Annotated in this window: 15 protein-coding genes; 7 read left to right on the top strand and 8 right to left on the bottom strand. The window is 62.5% G+C overall.

What is annotated here, in order from left to right; all coding sequences use genetic code 11:
• Position 1: 1 nt before the first annotated feature.
• From C1A35_RS21430 to C1A35_RS21460, 7 genes are all read right to left on the bottom strand, one after another.
• Positions 2 to 733, bottom strand: a complete 732-nt coding sequence (locus C1A35_RS21430) for a hypothetical protein (RefSeq protein WP_104666280.1) — start codon at positions 731 to 733, stop codon at positions 2 to 4.
• 11 nt (positions 734 to 744) lie between these two features.
• Positions 745 to 2,007, bottom strand: coding sequence for a glycosyltransferase family 4 protein (locus tag C1A35_RS21435; protein ID WP_104666281.1), 1,263 nt, complete (start codon positions 2,005 to 2,007; stop codon positions 745 to 747).
• A complete protein-coding gene (locus C1A35_RS21440) occupies positions 2,004 to 2,849 on the bottom strand; it encodes a class I SAM-dependent methyltransferase (RefSeq protein WP_104666282.1) in 846 nt (281 codons plus the stop codon). Before C1A35_RS21440 ends, C1A35_RS21435 begins: the two co-directional genes overlap by 4 nt.
• Positions 2,846 to 5,101, bottom strand: coding sequence for a glycosyltransferase family 2 protein (locus C1A35_RS21445; RefSeq protein WP_104666283.1), 2,256 nt, complete (start codon positions 5,099 to 5,101; stop codon positions 2,846 to 2,848). Before C1A35_RS21445 ends, C1A35_RS21440 begins: the two co-directional genes overlap by 4 nt.
• Before the next feature lie 65 nt (positions 5,102 to 5,166).
• Positions 5,167 to 5,826, bottom strand: coding sequence for a calcium-binding protein (locus C1A35_RS21450; protein ID WP_104666284.1), 660 nt, complete (start codon positions 5,824 to 5,826; stop codon positions 5,167 to 5,169).
• A 313-nt stretch (positions 5,827 to 6,139) separates the two neighbouring features.
• Positions 6,140 to 7,558: an HlyD family type I secretion periplasmic adaptor subunit gene (locus C1A35_RS21455; RefSeq protein ID WP_104666285.1), complete on the bottom strand. Its 1,419-nt coding sequence runs from the start codon at positions 7,556 to 7,558 to the stop codon at positions 6,140 to 6,142.
• Complete coding sequence (locus C1A35_RS21460; RefSeq protein ID WP_104666286.1) at positions 7,555 to 9,300, bottom strand: type I secretion system permease/ATPase; 1,746 nt, start codon at positions 9,298 to 9,300, stop codon at positions 7,555 to 7,557. Before C1A35_RS21460 ends, C1A35_RS21455 begins: the two co-directional genes overlap by 4 nt.
• Before the next feature lie 232 nt (positions 9,301 to 9,532).
• Here C1A35_RS21460 and C1A35_RS21465 point away from each other — a divergent pair, with 232 nt between their 5' ends.
• From C1A35_RS21465 to C1A35_RS21495, 7 genes are all read left to right on the top strand, one after another.
• Positions 9,533 to 10,105 carry a MarR family transcriptional regulator gene (locus tag C1A35_RS21465; RefSeq protein WP_060521069.1) on the top strand — a complete coding sequence of 191 codons (573 nt, stop codon included), beginning with the start codon at positions 9,533 to 9,535 and terminating at the stop codon, positions 10,103 to 10,105.
• Positions 10,106 to 10,151: 46 nt separating this feature from the next.
• Entirely contained in the window at positions 10,152 to 11,405 is a 1,254-nt protein-coding gene (locus C1A35_RS21470; RefSeq protein ID WP_104666287.1) for a glycosyltransferase family 4 protein, read from the top strand.
• A gap of 174 nt (positions 11,406 to 11,579) precedes the next feature.
• Positions 11,580 to 13,052 carry a DUF6212 domain-containing protein gene (locus tag C1A35_RS21475; RefSeq protein ID WP_199772991.1) on the top strand — a complete coding sequence of 491 codons (1,473 nt, stop codon included), beginning with the start codon at positions 11,580 to 11,582 and terminating at the stop codon, positions 13,050 to 13,052.
• Complete coding sequence (locus tag C1A35_RS21480) at positions 13,039 to 15,720, top strand: glycosyltransferase (RefSeq protein WP_104666289.1); 2,682 nt, start codon at positions 13,039 to 13,041, stop codon at positions 15,718 to 15,720. The genes C1A35_RS21475 and C1A35_RS21480 overlap by 14 nt, the downstream gene beginning before the upstream one ends.
• Before the next feature lie 38 nt (positions 15,721 to 15,758).
• A complete protein-coding gene (locus C1A35_RS21485) occupies positions 15,759 to 16,937 on the top strand; it encodes a polysaccharide pyruvyl transferase family protein (protein ID WP_104666290.1) in 1,179 nt (392 codons plus the stop codon).
• A gap of 140 nt (positions 16,938 to 17,077) precedes the next feature.
• Positions 17,078 to 18,250: a polysaccharide pyruvyl transferase family protein gene (locus C1A35_RS21490; RefSeq protein ID WP_104666291.1), complete on the top strand. Its 1,173-nt coding sequence runs from the start codon at positions 17,078 to 17,080 to the stop codon at positions 18,248 to 18,250.
• Positions 18,251 to 18,281: 31 nt separating this feature from the next.
• Entirely contained in the window at positions 18,282 to 19,370 is a 1,089-nt protein-coding gene (locus C1A35_RS21495; protein ID WP_104666443.1) for a glycoside hydrolase, read from the top strand.
• A gap of 46 nt (positions 19,371 to 19,416) precedes the next feature.
• Here C1A35_RS21495 and C1A35_RS21500 read toward each other — a convergent pair whose 3' ends face one another.
• Positions 19,417 to 19,659 carry a hypothetical protein gene (locus C1A35_RS21500; protein WP_104666292.1) on the bottom strand — a complete coding sequence of 81 codons (243 nt, stop codon included), beginning with the start codon at positions 19,657 to 19,659 and terminating at the stop codon, positions 19,417 to 19,419.
• Between the last annotated feature and the right edge of the window lie 307 nt (positions 19,660 to 19,966).

A 19,966-nucleotide genomic window follows, 5' to 3' on the forward strand; every position in this document is an offset into this window, starting at 1 on the left:
CTCAGGTGCGGATGAAGACGGAAAGGATCGCGCCCGCCGCAAAGCCTGCAAGGACGAAGAGAAGCAGAAACGCCGGCTTCAGATCGCCGTTCGAACGTTGCTTGAGCGCGTTGAGGCTCTTTTCCATGCCCGCAACCACGCCATCGAGGCGCATCAGGTGCACGTCGAGATCGGTCAGTCGCTGGGTGATTTCTCCCCGGAGGCTCGCGACGTCTTCGCTGATTGCGCCAAGCCCGGGAACGTCCTCGTCCTCGGCGCCATCCAGTTTCGACCGCAAGGCGGAACGTTGCGAAACCTGCAACTGCCGCTGCGCCGCCATCAGCACGTCGAGCTTGTCGAGCACCTTGGCAAGCGGCGCGGCGATCAGGGCTTCGGCCGCCTGTTCGTCGGGCTTTGGAACACGAAGCGGCAGTTCGCCGCCCTTGTCGGTCGCTGCAAGCACGACGAGTTCGCCGGCGCGCGCATTGGCCATCTCAGGCAGTGCAATCTCGAAGGCGTGGTTGCCGTCGCCGATGCCGTTGCGCTTGAGATCTGGCCGGTTGCGGTCGGCGAGCGCCTCGGCGATCACCTTGCCGTCGAGAAGCACGCGGATGGCGAGCCGCTTTTCCGGTGTCTCCGGATCGAACGCCCAGCCGAAGACACGGCCCTGGTCGATCGCGTCCACGCGGCCCTTCAGTGGTTTTGAATTGTTTTGTTCCGGTGCGACGTCCGGTTTGTCGGCTGCTACAGACATGGGTCTTCCCTCTAGGCCGCGGCGGTTTCTCTGGGCACGATCGCGTCGATGAGCGCGAGATAGCGCCGGGCCGTGGTGTCGATATCGTTGGGCTTGCGGGCGTTTGCCGAAAGGCGGCGGCGAAGGTCCGGATTTTCCGCCATGCGACGCATGGCGGCGGCAAGCGCGCGCGCATCGTTGGGCGAGACGGTGATGCCGTTGACGCCGTCCTGGACCATTTCGGCCATGCCGCCGATATTGCTGGTGATAACGGGCTTTCGCTGGGACTGTGCTTCGCCGATGACCAGCGGTGCGTTCTCCCACCAGATCGAAGGCACGATGGTGCAGTCCACAGCGGCGATGAAATCGGCGATGTCTTCGCGCCGGTAGGCGCCACGCTGCTGGACGGAGGGGGCGGTCTTCTTGAAGAGCCGGGCGATCTCGTCCTTGAAGCTGTCGGCCTGGAACGGCGCGCCACCGTGCACCCGAAGTTCGAAGCGCAGGCCTTCGTCGATCAGCTGTCGTGCGGCCTCCAGAAGGACGGAGGTGCCCTTCCACGGATTGAGGTTGCCGAAATAGCCGAAGACCGGCCGATCGTTTTCCGGCTGGCCCTTGCGCGATGGCGCGTCCCGCGGCGGCAGCCCGTTGGCAATCACGTCGATCTGCTCGCCGTTAAGACCCCAGTCGATGAAACGTTGCCTCAAGAACTGGCTCGGCGAGATGAAGCGATCGACGGTCCTGAGCAATGCCTTCAGATGCTGTTCGCGCAGCACGAAACGGTCGAGCGGAATGTCCTTGAAACAGCTGTGGCAACGGTCGGGGCTCGACTTGTGACAAAGCTCCTTGCCGCTGGTGCGCACCATCAACCCGTCGTGGTGGCAAAGCGGGTAGTAGTCGTGCAGCGTCATCACGATCCGGCAGTCGGGCAGGGTGCGGCGGACGATGTGCGGAAACTCGGCGCCGAGCAGCAGCAGATGGTGGATATGAACCACATCCGGCCGGAAGTCGCGCAAGAGCTCGGTGAGGTCGGGCACGACGCCATAAAGGTCGATCTGGCTCATGAAGAAGCGATCGAAATGGCCGGACCACAACAACACCTCGTCGCCCTCGGGGCCAATTGCCTGAAAGCTGGTACCGGGCCGCACCTGGCGGTGGGTCTGGTTGGTGGCGCCAAGGAACAGCGCCTCGTGACCGGCGCGCTGATAGGCACGAAAGAGGTCGTGCGCGAAGATTTCGGTGCCCCCCGGATGGAGTGCGGGGTGATTGTGCGCGGCAACCAGGATGCGCTTCGTCATCCGTTCACGCTCCGCCGTTCGGCGACGAAGACATCCTGGTAGTGACCGGCACTTTGGCCTCGCCAGTGACCGAGCGATTTCAGAACCGTCGCGAAACCGGCTCGCTCCAATGCCCTGTCGAGGAAGCCGTCGTCGAAGCCGACGGCTGCAAGCGGCGGCAGGCCGGGCACGAACCAGCAGGGACCGTCGCCGCTGCGGTTAAACGCTAGACGAGGATCCCGCCGGCCGTGTTCGTCCTTGGCGGCGATGCTGTCGACCACGAAGGCGGTGACGAAGAGCCGTCCGCCGGGCTTCAGCATCCGGTTGACCTCGCTGAAATAGACGAGCACCTCGTCCGGCGGCAGATGGGTGACGATCGACGTCATGATCGCGAAGTCGAACTGGCGATCCGGGTAAGGCAGCTTCAGCGCCTTGCCGTTGATCCTGCCCGTGGGATTGTAGAGTTCGTTGGCGATGTCCACATGCTGGAAGGTGAAGTTCGGATAGACCGGCGTGATGGATTGGCGACACCAGGCGACGCCGCCTTCCACCGGATCGATGCCGACATAGCGGCCTTGATCGCTATCGAGATATTGGGTGAGCGGAACCGCCATGCGGCCGATACCGCTGCCGATATCGAGCACGCTGCTTGCCGGCTGCAAACCACCCATGCGGATGAAATGACCGAGGAATTCCGCGCCGACAGCCCGGTAATTGCCATCTCCGACGAAGACGCTGTCCTTGTCCGGCTGCGGCAGGAAACGATTGGCAAGCACCGTCTGAAGCATGCCTTCGATACGGTCGTCGTTTGGTTGCCAGGCCGGTTGCAGGTTGTCTGCGTGGCGAAGTGCGGGCTGGTTCATGCGGTGCTCCTGGCGGCAGGCTTGCGGGTGCTCGGCGCTGCCGCCTCTTCGGCGCCGAGGTAGGATGGCATCAGGGCTGCAATGTCCTGGTTCCAGCGCTCGGTGTGCAGCCAGGCATTGTACTGGCTGGCGACGCCGCGCGTGTAATCCTGGCTGCGGCTGATCGACCGCCGCTCGAGGTGATAAAGACAGGCCGCCGGCTCATAGATGACGTCGAAACCGGCCCGGCGGATCTTGAGGCAGAGATCGCTATCCTCGTAGTCGCCGATCACGAAGTCCTCGGCGTAACCACCGACGAGGTCCCAGACCTCCCGGCGCATCACCTGGCAGGCGCCTGTCACGCCGGGCACGCTGCGCCTTTCCTGCGCCGGCGCATAGGCGCCGGGCATGCCCTTGTAGAAATGGTGATTGAGCCAGATGTCCTGCTTGCTGCGGCCGAAGTATAGGCCTGCATGCTGCAGCGAGCCGTCCTCGAAAAGCAGCTTCGGCCCGATGGCGCCGATCGACTTGTCCTTGAGCACCGGCAGCGCGAGCTTTTCCAGCCAGCCTGCCCCGCAGGGGACGACATCCGAGTTGAGCATGACGATGACGGAACCGCGGGCATACCGTGCGCCGGCATTGCAGGCGCGGGCATAGCCGCCATTGCGGTTCATCACCACGAGTTTCATCGAGAGACCGTGAAGCAGATGGAAGCCGCCGAGCAGGTGCTCCGTCTCGTCGTGGATCTCGGGGGAATCGAGCACGTAGATGATTTCGGCATTGGCCGCGACAAAGGGATCGGTCGCAAGCCCCGACAGCTGGAACCGCAGGAAGTCGAGCACGCGGTAGAGCGGAACGACGATCGAGACCAGGGGTGCTGCGATCATCGGGCCGAAGTCCTTGGTCTGGTCGACCCTGATCGTCTTGCCCAGCCTCTGCTCCACGTCCCGGAGCGCCGGCGCAAGGATCGTGCGGAACGCCTGATCGTTGGCGTGCTGCGGCGGGACGGCGCGCAGGATGCGATTGCGTTGCGTTGCCGGATCGAAGGGCTGCGGTTTCGGTACCAGCGGCTTGACCGCACCCGAAGCAAGCCGCATCTGGAAGCGCGGCTGGAGAAGCGGTCCAAGCGGGTCGCGCATCGGCAGCCAGCCGACAAAACCGGTTACGTCGGTCTTGGAGCCCTCTTCGGCGCCGCGGGCCCAGCCCGGAAATTCATACCAGTTGCCGTCGAGCGGCAGGGCCGTGCCGTCTTCCTGCAGATAGTCGATCCCGGCAAGCACGCCGCTTGCGTCCCGTGTCCAGCCACCGACGAGCAGGCCTTCCGACATCGCAAGCGCAAGATCGATCTCGGCGCCGGGATGGAGCGGGGACTTGCCCGCCTGTTTTGCCGGCAGGGCGGAGCGAAGCTGCAGGTCGATCGCAAGGGCCGTGCCGCTTTCGGGTAGCTCGTTCAGGGACCGCACGACGAATTCGCGCAGACCCGGAGCTGCGCCATGCTCGGGCCACCATTGCTGGAGACTGGGATATCGGGCGCCGCGCGGCGACAGCTCGCGCACGGCAATCCCGCGTTTTCCCATGATGATGAGCGAGAGGGCCTGCGGCGCGCGCGGCGTCTCGAGAATGAAGTTGCAGCGGCGCTGGCCGCGCTCCGCACGGCCGGTTACGGCAAATTGCTGCGGCAGCGGCAGAACCGCCTCGGCGCTGAGGGCGTAGATCGCGCTGATTTCGCCGAGTTCGGCATTGACGGTCGTTTCCGCCAGATAGCGTCCGTGCGCGAGCCGGCAGGTGACGGTCGCCGGACGCTGCCCGAGGTTCAGGGCATGGATCACGTCATCGACAAGGCCGATAAAGAACTCGTCGCGAGACAGACGAAACGCGCTTCGCCAAACCGTCAGCAGGTTGTTGAGAAACTTGAGGCGACCTTCGGGCTGAAGATCGGAAAGTTGGGCCGCGAGATCGAGAAAGGGGAGCCTGGCCGTCGGCTCCAGAACCACGGTCTGCAGCACTTCGCCGTCCGCGGCGATTTCGGCGAGCTCGCGCTCATTTCCGGGGCGCATCGCCCAGAAGATCCGTTGGCCGCCGCCCTGGCTGCGCGGAAGCGCCATGCTGACGAGCGGCACGAGCGACCGCGACGCGGCAAGCGCGTATTTGGTCTTTGACGAGAGTTCGGACGGGGCGTCCCAGATCAGCACAGCAACGTCGAAGCCGAGCCTGAATGCCGCGGCGCTTGTGAAGTCGAGGCCGAAGCTCCTGATACGGTCGTCTGCCGTCACGCGCTACTCCTGAAAGACAGAAGGGAGGGCGCCCCACGGGAGGAAGTGGGGCGCGCCAGTCAATCTCAATGGATCGTGAAGTAGTGGTTCGGGTTCGCCTGGATATCGTCGGCGTCCGCATTGACGAGCGTCAGCGTATCGCCATGGCCGAAGTCGATGACCACATTGCCACCAACCTGGGTGACGCGCGATGCCAGATCTTCCGGCGACGAAATATCGAGGCCGTTGATGTCCTTCGAAATCTGCAGCAGGTCTTCGCCGGGCGTGAAGTCGAGGATGACGTCGTTGCCGCCACCACCGTCAAACACAAACACGTCGCTGCCCTGGCCGCCGGTCAGGATGTCGTCGCCCTGTCCGCCGTTGATGATGTCGTTACCGGCACCACCGAACAGGATGTCGCTGCCGCGGCCGCCCATCAGCAGGTCGCTGCCGTCGCCGCCAATGAGAATGTCGTTCCCGTTGTCGCCGTAGAGCAGGTCGTTGCCCTGGCCGCCGAGCAGTACATCGTTCCCGTTGTCGCCGTGGAGAACATCGTCACCCCAGCCGCCGAACAGGGTATCGCTTCCGTTACCGCCGAACAGCATGTCATCACCTTCGTCGCCGAAAATGGTGTCGTCGCCATTGCCTCCGTTCACGAAGTCATCGCCACCGCGGGCATGGATGAAGTCGTCGAAGCGTGAGCCAAAAAGGGCGTCATCATACGCGCCGCCTTCCAACGTGGCCATATGCTACTCCTCTTAGTTGTTGCTTACGTCATCTTGGTTGTTGCTTGCGCTCATCCCCGGTCTCAAACCGGTGGCGAGCGCGGCGACATTGCACTGCAAAAAAACATATGGCAACAGCAAAAAAGAAATAAAATCAGATGCACTGTATTATTATCTGCTACCTACGATGTATATCTTGTATCAATTTGATGATTATCCCCGAGATCTAAGGGGATATTGAATTTGGTATTACTTGGAAATAAATTCAAAATTAGAAACAAATTGCCGGCGAAATTGAATTTCGCCGGCGCGGATGGTCTTTAGGCCTTCTCGATCAGTCTTCCCGGAAGGCCCGGTTCAGGCTCTCGGCGATTGGCGAAACCATGTAGTCGATCGCCGAACGCGGCTTGTGGACGATCAGCACTTCCGCCGGCATGCCGGGATAGAGGCGAATATCCGGGTTGGCGGTGAGCGACGCCGGCGCAATGCGGGCGCGCGCCACGTAGTAGGAGACGTTGGACTTGTCATCGACCGATTGATCGGCTGCGACGTAGCTGATCTCGCCGTCGAGCGGCAGGTGCGAGCGCTGGTTGTAGGCGGTCAGCCGGATCTGCGTCTTCGAGCCGATGCCGATGCTGTCGATGTCTCGGGTGCCGACGTGCATCTCGACGAGAAGCGGCTCGTCCTCAGGGACGATGTCGAGCAATGGCTGGCCGGTAGAGACGGCGCTGCCCGGGGTCCGCAGCTGGATGTTGGTGACGATGCCGCTTTGCGGCGAACGGATTTCGAGGCGGCTCAAGACGTCCTTGGCTGCGACGAGCCGCTGTCCCACATCGGCAAGTTCGAGACGGGCCGTCGTGATTTCGCCGGCGATCTCCGACTGGAAATCATTCTCGATGCCGGTCAGCCCGAGTTCGGCTCCGGCTTCGGCCTTTTCGGCCTGGGCCTTGTTGCCGGCGAGCTCGCCGCGCGATGCAGCAAGCTCGCTGAGCTTGGCGTCGATCTCGATCAGTTTCGAGCGCTGGGCAAACTCCTTGGCCACCAGCGTTGCGATCGCGGTGCGTTGCTCGGTGATCAGTTCGATCTGGCGGTCGGTCGCCCTTATCTGTTCGGCGAGCGACTTGGCCTTCTCCGAAAACTCTTCGATGGTCTTGCGCTGAACCTCGAGGCGGCCGGCTTTCGCCTCGCGCCGTCGCTCGAAGAAGTTTGTCTCCGCTTTTACGGCGTCGTCGGCGGCAGCTTCCGACGTGCCCTTGAGCTCGTCGGGAAAAGCAATCTGCTCCGATTCCGTCTGCTCCGCCCTGAGGCGGGCAAGCTTTGCGATCAGGCCGAGGCGGCGGCTTTCCAGTGCCTGGAGGTCGGATCGGGCGCGGGTATCGGCAAGCTTGACCAGCGGCTGGCCGAGCGTGACCCGGTCGCCTTCCTGGACCAGGAGGCGGTCGAGGATGCCGCCTTCGAAGTGGCTCACGGTCTTGCGCTTCGAATCGACCACGACCGTACCGGTCGCGACCGAGGCACTGCTGAGTTCGGTCGAAAAGGCCCAGCCGAAAAAGCCGCCGAAGGCAACGAGGATCGTCGTCAGGCCCGCAAGGACCACGCCGCGCAGCGGCGCCGTGGCGCTGCCTTCGGCATCTGCGTCCAGCCCATGCAGCGGGTGGGGCCGCTCGGGGATTGCGGGCAAGTTCGCACGGTCGTCCTTTGCCACGAGCGAGCGCGCCTCGCGTGAGGCTGGCAAATTCTCCTTGTTCGTCATGCGGATACGCCTTCCCGTCTCGGTTCGCCGGGTGTCATGGAAGCAACCACGTCGGTGCGCGGGCCAAACTGGGTGATGCGCCCGTTCTCGAGAACGAGCAGCTTGTCGGCGGCCTGCATGATTGTCGGCCGGTGGGCGATCATGATGACGATCGCGCCGTCATTGCGCGCCCGTTCGATGGCGCGGATCAATGCGCGCTCGCCGATCGCATCGAGGTTGGCGTTCGGCTCGTCGAGAACGATCAGGCGAGGGCGATCGTAGAGGCAACGGGCAAGGGCTATGCGCTGGCGCTGTCCCCCCGAAAGCGTCAGGTGGCCGTCGCCGACCGGGGTGTCGTAGCCGAGCGGCAGGCGCCCGATCATGTCGTGCACATCGGCAAGGCGGGCGGCTTCGAGCACCTTGTGCGGCTCGCCTTCCTCCATGCGCGAGATGTTGTCACGGATGGTTCCTTCGAGGAGCGAGACGGACTGCGGCAGATAGCCGGTCATGTGGCCGAAGGATGAGCGTTCCCAAAGATAGACATTGTTGCCGTCGAGGAAGACGCCGCCGGTGGTCGGCTTCTGGATCCCGACGAGGAGCCGCGCAAGGGTCGACTTGCCGGCCGCCGAGGGGCCGACGATGCCGAGCACTTCGCCCGGAGAGAGCGAGAAGGAGATGCCCTTGATGATCGGTACGTCGAGGCCAGGGGCCGCGTAGACCAGCTTATCCACAACAAGATCGCCCTGGGTGCGCGGCTGCGGCATCGTCTGGCGAACGGCCAGATCTTCCTTCAGGGCCGCCTCGATTCGGCGCCAGCTGGCGATGGCGAGCACCCATTGGCGCCAGTTCTCGATCATCGAATCAAACGGGGCAAGCAGGCGGCCGACAAGAATGGTCGTCGCCATCATCGCTCCGGGCGAAATCTCCTGTTTCATCACGAGGATAGAGCCCGTTGCCAGCGCTGCGGCCTGGATCATGAACCGCAGCGAACGGGTGATGGAGGCCATGGCCTTGCTGCGGCTGCCGCTGGTTTCCAAAGCGTCGAGCGCATGCAGTTGTGCGGCGCGCCAGCGGCGGGCGAGTGCCGGCAGCATGCCCATCGCTTCGATCGCTTCGGCATGGCGCAAGCTCGCACCAATTTTCGAGACGGCCTCGATATTGGCTTGATTGGCCTCTTTCATCAGTCGGCGAGTCAGCAAGTCAGTCAGCAATCCACAGCATACAAGCAAGGCAATGGAAATGGCGCCAAGAAGGCCGAACATCGGGTGCAACGCAAAGAGCACCCCGAGAAAGATCGGCGACCAGGCGGCGTCAAGCGGTGCGCTGACAGCGGAGGTCGTAAGGAAGCTGCGCAGTTCGGCCAGGTCCCGCAGCGACTGGGTCGCCCGGGTCAGCCCTTGACCGGCGGCCGCCTCCACGGCGGCGGTCAGCACCGGCAAGTTCAGCCAGCGCACGACCGCACTGCCCATCGCCTGGAATGTCAGCGCCCTGATATATTCGAGCACGCCGTAGATCACGAGCGCGCCGATGACCAGAATCGTCAGCATGGTCAGCGTGTCCATGCTCTGGCTGTTCAACACGCGGTCATGAACTTGCATCATGTAGAGTGGTGTCGAGAGCTGCAGGATACCGATGCAAGCACTCAGCACGGCTGCATAAATAAGTGCCAAAACGAACACGCGGCGTGCTTTCAAAATAAGCAGCCGTGGATCGTTTGCTCCATTTTGCGCCGTCTTTGGCCCAATTTGGTTCTTGCTAATCATATTGCCTCGTTTGCTGTCACGCGTGGCGATTTTCTGGATAAGTTCGTTGGGGTCTTGAGGAAGCTATTTTGTTTGTTATCACTTAAATCACAGTGTTGCCGTGATAAGTGTGACACAATAATGGTGGAATGCTCAAGATAGTCGTATTCGGGGGGAGTAAAGGGGGCCAGAAATTGCTTCAAAATTTGAAGTAATTTTTGAATATCGTAGTAATGCTCAGTTGGAGAGAGGGATGAATCAAAGGATTCTCTATCCGTTCGCAGATTTTGGCGGCGCTGTTGCCATCCGCCCCGGGGATGACGCAGTTGGAAGTGCCCCTGAACATGACAATATTGACCAGGAGAGCGAAGCGTCCGTGGTCACCTATTTCGAGTTGGCGCGGATGATGGAACGGGCCAGCAGACGCTTTACCGGCCTGTTGCGCGCCGAGCTGACGAAGCTTGGTGTGGATGACATCGGCCCGGCCCAGGCGATGGTTCTTCTGGCGATCGGCGATGCCGAGGTGTCGGTGGCGGAGCTTTTGGACCGTGGCCACTATGTCGGCTCCAATGTTTCCTACTACCTGAAGCAGTTGGGCGACGGGGAGTACATCGACCGGGCCGCGTCCCAGCGCGACCGGCGTTCGGCGCGCATCAAGCTTTCGGAGAAGGGCAAGCAGCTCTGCGATGCCTTGCGCAAGGCGGCCGGCGCCTATGAGCGTGTCCTCAGCCACGGCGAGCAGGACCGGCGCAATCTCGAAACCGCATTTCAAACGCTGCACCGGCTCGAGCTGGTTTGGGGGAATGCAACGCGCTACGGCATCTGAGATGCTCGCGCACAGGCTGTCCTTTCAACGGCTATAGGCAGGGAATATGCACGTAGCATTTGTACACCGGCGCGGCTTCTGCCAGTTCGCCGCTCTCGCGTCCCATCTGGCGCAGACGGGAAACGAAGTGACACTCGTGACGGAAACCGTGGATCAGCGGATTCCGAACACGCGGGTCATTCGCCACCGCGCAGAACCGGGCCCGCAGGCCAATTCGCAGATGGCAAGGCACCTCGGTGTGCCGGACCATCACGTTCGCATCGGCCACCGGGTCGCCGAAACCTTTGATGCCATGGCCCGCCAGGGGCAGGTGCCCGACGTCATCGTCGGGCACATCGGCTGGGGCGGCATGACCTTCGTCAAGGATGTGCTGCCGAATGTCCCGGCGCTCGGCTATTGCGAGTTTTTCTATCGTGCGGAGGGAGCCGATATCGGCTTTGCCCCGGACGACAACCCCGATTCGGACACGCGAAAGCGGCTGCGGTTGCGCAATATGGCGCAGCTCCTGACGCTTGAGGCGATGGATGGCGGCATCAGCCCGACCCATTGGCAACGGAGCCTTTATCCGGCGGAGCATCGCACGCGCATTGCCGTCTGCCACGAGGGCATCGACACGCGTGTCTTCCGTCCCGACGCGTCGGCGTCGCTGAAGCTTCCGGACGGGCGCGTGCTCAAGGCGGGAGACCCGCCGATCGTGACCTTCGTCGCGCGTGATCTCGAGCCCTATCGCGGCTTTCCACAGGCGCTGGAGGCGGCGGCAAAGGTGGCACGGCGTCATCCCGAGGCCCTCTTCGTTTTCGTTGGTGGCGACGGCGTCAGTTACGGCGCGCCGCCGCCCGGTGGCGGCTCCTGGAAAGACTACCTGCTTCAGTCCCTGGATATCCCGGCCGACCGGTTCCTGTTTCCAGGCGTGGTGCCGCACGGCGTCCTCAGGCAGCTGTTCCAGATTTCGGCCGCCCATATCTATCTCACCTATCCTTTCGTGCTTTCCTGGTCGGTCCTTGAGGCCATGGCCTGCGGTGCGCTCGTCATCGGATCGGACACGGCGCCGATGCAGGAGGTTGTCAGCTCCGGCCGCAATGGCCTGCTCGTGCCGTTCTTCGATACGGACGCACTCGCGGAGACGATCTCCGGCGCCTTGCAGCAACCGGAGAAGTACTCCGACCTGCGCGCGGCGGCTCGCCGCACCGTCGAGCAAAGGTTCCGGCTGGGTGATTGCGTTGCAAGGCAGATGGCATTGCTGGACAAGGCAATGGGAAGCTCTGGATCCACTCAAATATTACGGGTCTCATCTGCATAATACTTCAAAATCCGAAGTATTATTTCACGAAAAACGCAAATATAACTTATTGTGCAGTGCAAATATCCTTGATATGCTTTCTCTAGATCATTGAATTCGCCGATTTATTTCGGATTGGCGGATTCAACTACAGAGAGAATTCCGTCGTATTGAGGGTGGCGCGTGCAAGGGTTGGTGTCTTCTGGCGTGAGGTATTCGCAGGCGAAGAGAAAGCTGGTGTTGGCCTCGGATCGCGATAGGGAAAGTGTCCAGGGCAGTGGCATCGAGCACCTGGTCCATTTTCTTCCGGCAGGCGATCGGCCTGAAGCGACCCTCGAAAATGTATTCCCGTTGATCGGGCTTGCCTTTTCAAAGGAGGGCGAGGCGGATCTGGCCGACGGGCTCGTGTCGCTGCGTGCGCTCGGCACCGTCCCTGAAATTCCGATCAAGCGCCTGAGTGCCGAGGCCGTCAGCGAAAGCGCCGGACTCATTCAGGCGCTTGTCGATGGCGGCGTGGGTCGGCTCGCGCGGTTCTCGTCGGCGATCACGTCAGAACTTGCGCTGCTGCGCCGCGAGCGGGAAACCCTGCTCGAAAATTATCGCGCGCTCGAAGATGCGTTCCAGGCGCGCAATTGGGAGCCGGTGACGGAAGTTTTTGCGCACGACCCCTATGTCGATCCGAAGGACGAGGGCATCGGCCATCTGATCGCCAACGCCTTCGTCGAGCAGCTTCTGCCGGTTTCCAGCCATGGTGTTGCCGGCGTCGCGCTCCACTTTAATTCGGTCCCGAGGGACGGTGGCGAACTGGTCGTCGTCCTGAGTTATGTCGAGAGCGGCGAGGGGGTCGCCGAATGGGCCGTGCCGTTCTCGCAGCTCGTTCCAAGCTGGAACTTCTTCGCCCTGCCGCGCACATGCGGCGGCGGCGCCAAGACGCTGCGGCTGCGGGTGTCGACGACGGGCGCCGAAGTTATCGGGCTTTCGCTCGGCTATCCGATCGCCAGCGAGCACTACACCGCCCGCTCCGAGACCCGTCACGCCGACCTGGATCTGCGGCCCCTGGCGTTCCGCGTCTACACCGGCCTGCCCGGTGTGAAGCCGACGCGCATGCCCAACATGATCGCGCCGACGTCTTTGCTCGAAGGCCACTTCATCGAGGATTACCGCCTGTCGGTTGATCTGCTCAGCCAGATCGCCGACGTATCGGTGACACCCGTCGTGCCGGAGTTTCAGACGGTGCGCTTCCTCGAGCACGAACACGCCGTCGTCTGCCATCCGCTTCCAAACGGCGTTTCGGCGGGAGCGGTCGGCCGTGCGATCGAGCCCGGCACCATATCCCTGTCCGCCAGTGCGATCGTCGACCATCCGAAAGGTGCCCCGGCTGCGGTCAGCTTCCTGCTCGCGCCCGCCAACTCCAACGCGCGTTCGGAAGTGGCCGAACTGGCGCGCAAGGGATCGGTCAAGCCATCGGTCTTCTTCAGCGGCTGGCGCGAGGTCACCAACGAGCAGCCGATCAACATCAATTTCCAGCTGGACGAACCGGTGCGCCAGCCCATGGATCTGATGATTCTCAGCCGCGCCGTGACGGACTCGGTCGATTTCTCCTGGCTCAAGGTGTCGGGCTTCCGGATGGTCAAGCAGTCGGGTGGTGCGTCTCATGTCCAGCAATAGCGATCCACGGGACCTCGTTGCGATTGCCATGCCGCTCTACGGCCACGCGGCGCTGGCGCTCGAGGCGCTCGAATCGGCACTTGCCTCGGATCTCAAGGCCTGCCGTATCGCCATCGTCGTCTCGGTCGACGGCGATCCGCGGCAGGAGACCTTCGACCAGTTGCTGCTCTATTCCGCGGCTCATCCCGATATCCATGTGGTTTTCGGGCGCAACGCCGGACCGGGCGGGGCGCGCAACCGCGCGATCGACTATGTGCTCGACAATCTGCCCGACGCGAAGGCCGTCTATTTTCTCGATGCGGACAACCGCGTTCTGCCGGGCACGATCGAGACGCTCTACCGACGCCTGCACGAAAGCGGCGCGGGCTGGGTCTACACCAACATCGACACGTTCTCGGTGAGCTGGCGGGCGCATTACGGCAATCACTATTCGCGGCTCGTCCACTGCATCACGGACAACATCTGCGACACCGGTTCGATGATCTCCATCGATGTTTTCCGGGAAGGCGTGCGCTTCAACGACGACCGGCAGAACGGTTTTGAGGATTGGGAATTCTGGCTGTCCTGCGTCGAGCAGGGCTTCGTCGGAACGCCTTGCCACGACACGACGTTCGAATACCGATTGCGCGCCGAAAGCCGCTTCAAGGAAGCCAACCGCGACCGCGCGACATCCGTGAGCTTTCTCAGAAAGCGCCACAAGGCCCTGTTCCAGCGGCCGATGCTCGTCGATTTCGAGCATGAGGAGTGCCCGCGCTATCTGTTCGCACGGACCGAAGACGCGGCGATCTCGTTCTTCACCGATCCGACGAAGCAACCGAAACGGTTGCGCCTCGACGACATCATCCCGGCGTTTTGGGCAAGCACCGGCGAGCCGGACAACGTGCACTTTCCGCCCTTTGTCATGGCCGGCAGCGGTGCGACGATCGATCTGCTTCTGCGCTCGCGCATGCTGCCCAACGTGCTTTGCCACCTGGAACGGCTGAGCGAGAAGGCCAACGTCGTCTTCGTGCATCTCGGCAACGACGCGACGCAGCGCAAGATCGAGCCGACCTTCCTCGACGCTGGCGCCCAGCATCTCGGCCAGCCGGACCTCATCTTCATTTCGACGACGCTCCTGCGCGACGTCATCCGCAACAATGCGCTCGACTGGTTTGCCTCGATCGGCAGCCAGCAGGTCTGGCCGACCTCGGCAGTTCTCAACGTGCGCTTCCCGTTCCCGCGGGCGCTTCCGCGCCGGACGCTGATCACGCCGCAACAGGTCATGATCAACTGCGTCAATGCGATTGCGACAAGCCCGCTGCGCCGCACGGCGGGCCGCCGCTGGACCTGGCGCCCGGCGCGCCTCATGCCCTATTCCGACCTGCACAAGGCCCTGCGCACGGAAATCGGCGGTTCGCCGGTGCTGCCGCTCGGACATAGCGAGGCCGGCAAGAAGACCGCAGCACTTCTGGTGCCGAATGCCTCCTTCGGTGGTGCCGAGAAGGTCATCTATGCCGCCTCGCGCGAACTGAAGGCCGCAGGGTACGAGACCCATCTGTTCGTGCTCGGCACCAGCAGAATGGACGTCATCGACGAGTTCGATTCGAGCTTCGACTACGTTCATTTCTGGGATCAGGGCATTCCGGCCTGGGGCGGCTCCGGCTCGTTCCTCGGGCAGGATTTCATCGCCGACCATCATGAGGTCGACTGGGGCGCGCTGAAGGGCCAGCTCTCGGGCTTCGATCTCGTCATCAACAACCATGTGATGGCGATGCATCCGCTGATCGCCCGGTTGCGCTCCGAGGGCACGCGCACGGCCTGCTATCTGCATGTCGTCGACAACACGCCGTTCAAACGGCCGGCCGGCCAGCCCTTTGCGGCCATCGCCCATGAGCATTGCTACGACGCGTTTCTCACCTGCTCGGAGCAACTGAAGTTCTATCTGCACAGCTTCGGCGTGCCGCTTGAAAAGATCTTCGCCGTTGCCAACGGCGCGAGTTTCTCCGTGCCGCCGAAGGTGCTTGCAGATGTGCTGCAGGTGCGGCGGATCGAGCGCAAGGACGACCGGCTGCGGCTCCTCTACATGGGCCGCCTCGACCAGCAGAAGGGCATCGACCGGCTGGCCGCGACCATTGCGGAACTGCGTGCGGCGCACGTGTCGTTCGACGCACGGGCGATCGGCGGCGAAATCCTGGCCGACGCCTCGTTCTCCTGGACGGACCGGCTCAAGGAACTCGGTGTCGATGTGCGTCCTCCGGTCTTTGCCAGCCGCGACCTGATCAAGGCGCTTGGCTGGGCCGATGTCCTGGTCATGCCTTCCCGCTGGGAAGGGGCGCCCTTGATGATCGCCGAAGCGCAACAGCTCGGTTGCGTGCCGATCGCGACGGCGGTGGGGGCCGTCGATGAACTGATCGTCGATCGCGAGGACGGCATCCTGATCGATGCTTCTTCCGATCCGCAGGTGGTGCGCGACATGGTGAAGGCGATCGCCGAGGTTTCCCGTGACCGCAACCTGCTTGCGCCGATCATGGAAGGCTGCCTCAGAACGGCGGCGCGCCGCGGCTGGGCGAACTCCTTTGCGGAGTTCCTCGGCTGGTGCGACGGCGCCGTGAACAATTCCTCGCTTTCGCGCGCCAAGGTCATCCGGGCGCGTGAGACATCCAATACCGGCGTCGCAGCCGCAGGCTGATCTACCCGGGCGACTTTTCAAATAGAAGGGACTTACGCATGCGTCCAAGAATCCTCCTTACGGGCATTCCTGGTCATTACACGCGCCTCTCCAACGGCGCGAATGGCCTGTCGGTTTCCTATTCGGAACGGCAGAAACAGCCCGAATCCAAGGACGAGTTTCTTCAGGAGCTTCGCAACATCAGCAACACCGGCAACTATCTGATCGGTGAGGGGGCGCTGCGTGCCATCGCGCCGCATGCCAAGCAGATCCCGTTCTGGCATCTCTACAATGCCCACAAGAACGGCACCGGCTTCGATGAGTTCAACAACAACTTCGACATCTGCGTCTTCACCTGCGCAAACCTCCTGCGCAAGGGGCTTTCTGCGGATGCCGAAGCCGATGTTCTGAGCAAGCTCAAGATGCCGATCGTCATGCTCGGCATCGGCCACCAGAACCGCAAGGATCTGGAGACCGGTCTGCCCGAGGGAACGAAGCGGCTGCTCGACGTCCTGAAGGACCGTGAGCACTACTTCCTTACCCGTGGCTATGAGACGGCCGGCTACCTGAAGGACCAGGGCTTCAAGTACGTTCGACCGACCGGTTGCCCCTCGGTCTACTTCGCGCCGAACAACATGCGCTCCTCGATGAAGAAGCTGCCTGAGGTCAAGATCGGCCAGGCCAAGACGATCTTTTCGGGCTACCTCGGCGCCAACCACGATTGCATCGTCGATGCCATTGCACTGAACCCCGAGGGAGCGAAGCCGCAATATGTCATCCAGGACGAGTTCCTGCACTTCGACATGAAGGTCGAGCCCGATGCCGACGGCAGGGTTTTCGATTCCTGCTCGGGCAAGATGCTCGGCGAACTCGCCTTTCCGGGCGCCGAGCGCCAGAAGGTGCCGTTCGACGTGCGCACCTTCTTCGATACGAACCAGTGGCGCGCCTGGGCCTCGCACATGGACTTCAACTTCGGCCGCCGTTTCCACGGCTCGATCATCGCCATGCAGGCCGGCGTGCCGAGCCTGATGGTGGCCGTCGACGACCGCATGCGCGAAATGCTGGGCTTTACCGGCCTGCCTTCGGTCGACGTCCAGGAGCTCGAAAAGGCGGAAAACCGCGCGGAATTCGTCGCCAGCCATCTGGCCGGCCTGAATGCGTCGGAACTGGTCGATCGCTACTCCGACCGCGAGCGCAATTTCCGTACGGTGCTGCGCGAAATCGGTATCGGTCTCTAAACGCTTACGTCTCGGGCACGTTCGGCCCGAGGCGATCCATTTCATAATGTTCGGGCGGCACGGCCGGGATCGCAAACCCGCTTCCACCTGCCGCCCCCGTTCTCGTCAACTGTCGGCCAGTCCATAAACCAGGTGTATCGATGCGTATCCTGCTCACCGGAATCCCCTCCTATCTCCAGCGTACCGTCTCGCGCGTTTCCGGTGCGACGGTTCATCACAAGCCCTACTTCGATGATATCCGAAGCAAGAAGGATCTGGTCGATCAGATCAAGAAGATCGCCAACACCGGCAATTACCTGATCGGTGAAGGGGCCGCCTACGCCTTGCGCGGGCATGACGTGACCTATGTGCCCTTCTGGCACCTGGTCAACAGCCGCGGCGCCAACGACGTCTACGAGGTCCTGAACAAGGAGTTCGACATGTGCGTGTTCGCCTCGGCGAACCTGTTGCGTCCGGGCTATTCGGCGGATCTGGAAGCCGACGTCTTCGAGAAGCTGAAGATGCCGGTGCTGGTGATGGGCATCGGTATCCAGAAGCGTGAAGGGCTCAAGGACAACCTGCCGGCCGGCACGTTGCGGTTCCTCGAAGTGTTGAAGCAGAAGGAAAGCTTCTTCCTGACCCGCGGCTACTTCACCGCCGAGTTCCTGCGTGCGGAGGGCATGAAGTTCGTCAAGCCGACCGGCTGCCCCTCGCTCTTCTTCGCGCCGAACGAGATGCGCCGGTCGCTCACGTCCCTTGCCAATGCCGATCTGGCTTCGGCCCAGAAGCTCGCGCTCGGCGGCTATCTGGGCAGCGTTGCCGATACCATCGTTGATGCCCACGCGCTTCTGAAGCCGGAAAGCGTTGCCAGCTACGTGATCCAAGACGAGATCGTTCACTACAACCTGACGCTGCCGGTGGATGACAACGAGCCGGTCTATGATCGCGCCAGCGGGCGCATTACCGGCAAGACCGAGTACAAGCACCAGGAAAAGTGGCAGCGCCAGAACGAACTGGTGGTGTTTTTCGATACCAACCAGTGGCGCGCTTGGTCATCGGGGCGGGACCTGTGCATCGGCAGGCGGTTCCATGGCTGCGTCATCGGCATGCAGGCGGGTACGCCCTCGCTGATGATTGCCGTCGACGACCGCATGCGCGAGATGCTCGAATTCATCGGTTTCCCCTATATCGAAGCGGGTGTGTGGAACCGCGAGGCAAACAAGAAGGCGCATCTCGCGAACTTCCTGTCGAAGATCGACGCCCAGGCGGTTGTCGACCGGTATTCGGCCTGCGAGGCGAACTTCCAAAGTGCGCTCAAACAGGTTGGCATTTAATCCCGGCACGAGACGGGCAGCGCCCTGGGCGCTGCTTGTTGCCGCCCTGGTCTGTTGGGCTGCGCTTTCGCATGGCGGTTCGGCGCTCGCGAGTGAGGCTGCGGTTGCGCGTTTCGGCATCAACCGCCTCAATCTCGCCTGGCTGAAGCCTGCCGAACAGGAGCGCATCCTTCAGGAAATTGCCGACAGCGGCGCCACGCATGTGCGGCTCTCGCTGTCGCGTCCCGTCGACAAGAGCATCGACGCGCTGGAGATCGCCAACCGGCTGGGGCTGCGGATCCTTCTCGAAATCCAGTTGTCGAACAAGAGCTATTATGCCGACACTGTCCGGCCGAGAACCGGCTTCGGGCGCATCTGGGATATCAACCGCCTGTCGGACCTCGACCTTGACCGCTACCGTGCCGGCCTCAAGGCGGCGCTGAAGCGCATGGACGCGCTCGGCATCCGGCTGGATGCGGTGGAACCCGGAAACGAGATCAACCTCGCGGGCTATAACGGCGACCTCGCCGTCTACGAGAAACCCGGCCAGCCAACGCCACGCAGCGTCACCGATCTCAGGGATCGTGCCGCATTCGAAAAGGGGCTCGATAAGTATGTCGAGGCGCTCAGGGTCACGCGTGAAGAAATGCAGCAAAGCGAGAGCCGTGATGCGGTCATCGTCTCCGCCGGGCTCGCCGACATGGGCGCCAGGCAGGCGGACCGGGAGGGCATGGAGCGTCTGGACCCGGCCGAGGTGATTGCGCTTCTGAAGACGAAGGGCATGGACAGGTTCGTCGACGCCTATGGCATCCACATCTATCCTGCCCGCAAGGATCCAAAGGCGATCCGGTCCGTGGCAACCAAGCTGCTCGACTTCTGCGAGCCCGCCGATCAGGGGCGGCCCTGCTGGGTGACGGAGTGGGGGATCGGCAACAGGGCGCAGAGCTGCCCCGTCGACGATCGTGAACGCGAAGGCGCGATGACCGCCATGCGGACCGTCTTCGAGCAGTTTTCAAAAGAGAAGCGGCTGGACGCGGCCTACTATTACGACTGGGACACCGAGAAAAATTACCGGCTGTGGCGCTGCGGCAAGCTCAGCCCGGCCGGCGCGCTTGCAATCGAACCAGCCAACGACGACTGACGCCACGCCGGCTGCGGCGTCGCAACGGTCGGGCGTTCCTGCCGGATCAGCGCCGCGCCGCGCGGCTTGTCGCGGGTTCCAAACCCTTGCCGCGGTACGTGACGGGAATGCCAAGTTCCTCGTGGGTTCGGGTCAGCTTCTCGAGCCAGGTCGCCAGTTCTTCCGGAACCTCTTCTTCACCCGTCTCCATCGCCTCGATCCATGCCAGGTTGCAATGCAGCGCGCTCGCCAGATTGATCGGCGTCCAACGAAGAACGAGAAGGCATTGGGTGAAACGGGCGGGGGTCATCGGTGGTGCTCTAGGTTGCATGTGGAACGGATGAAGCAGGCTTTACACGTGCAAATAAGTCAAGGTGATGACTTGACGCGCCCAAAAGCTGTGATCTTTTCGTGAGTTAGATTTGAAAGGGCAAAATGCCGCAGTGCAGCATGCGATTGACGCGTCTTGCCCGGTGTGTGCCGGAGGCGCCTGTAGCCTCTTTGGGTTCCCGACGGACAAATCGGCGAAAACACGGGGACTGATCGCCGCCTGCCGAACGGTTCTCACCCCCAAGCCGGTGCAAATCGCGCGCCTTTGAGGTTGAATGGCGCAAATT

Source organism: Ensifer adhaerens (assembly GCF_002940685.1).
GTDB lineage: Bacteria > Pseudomonadota > Alphaproteobacteria > Rhizobiales > Rhizobiaceae > Ensifer > Ensifer adhaerens_E.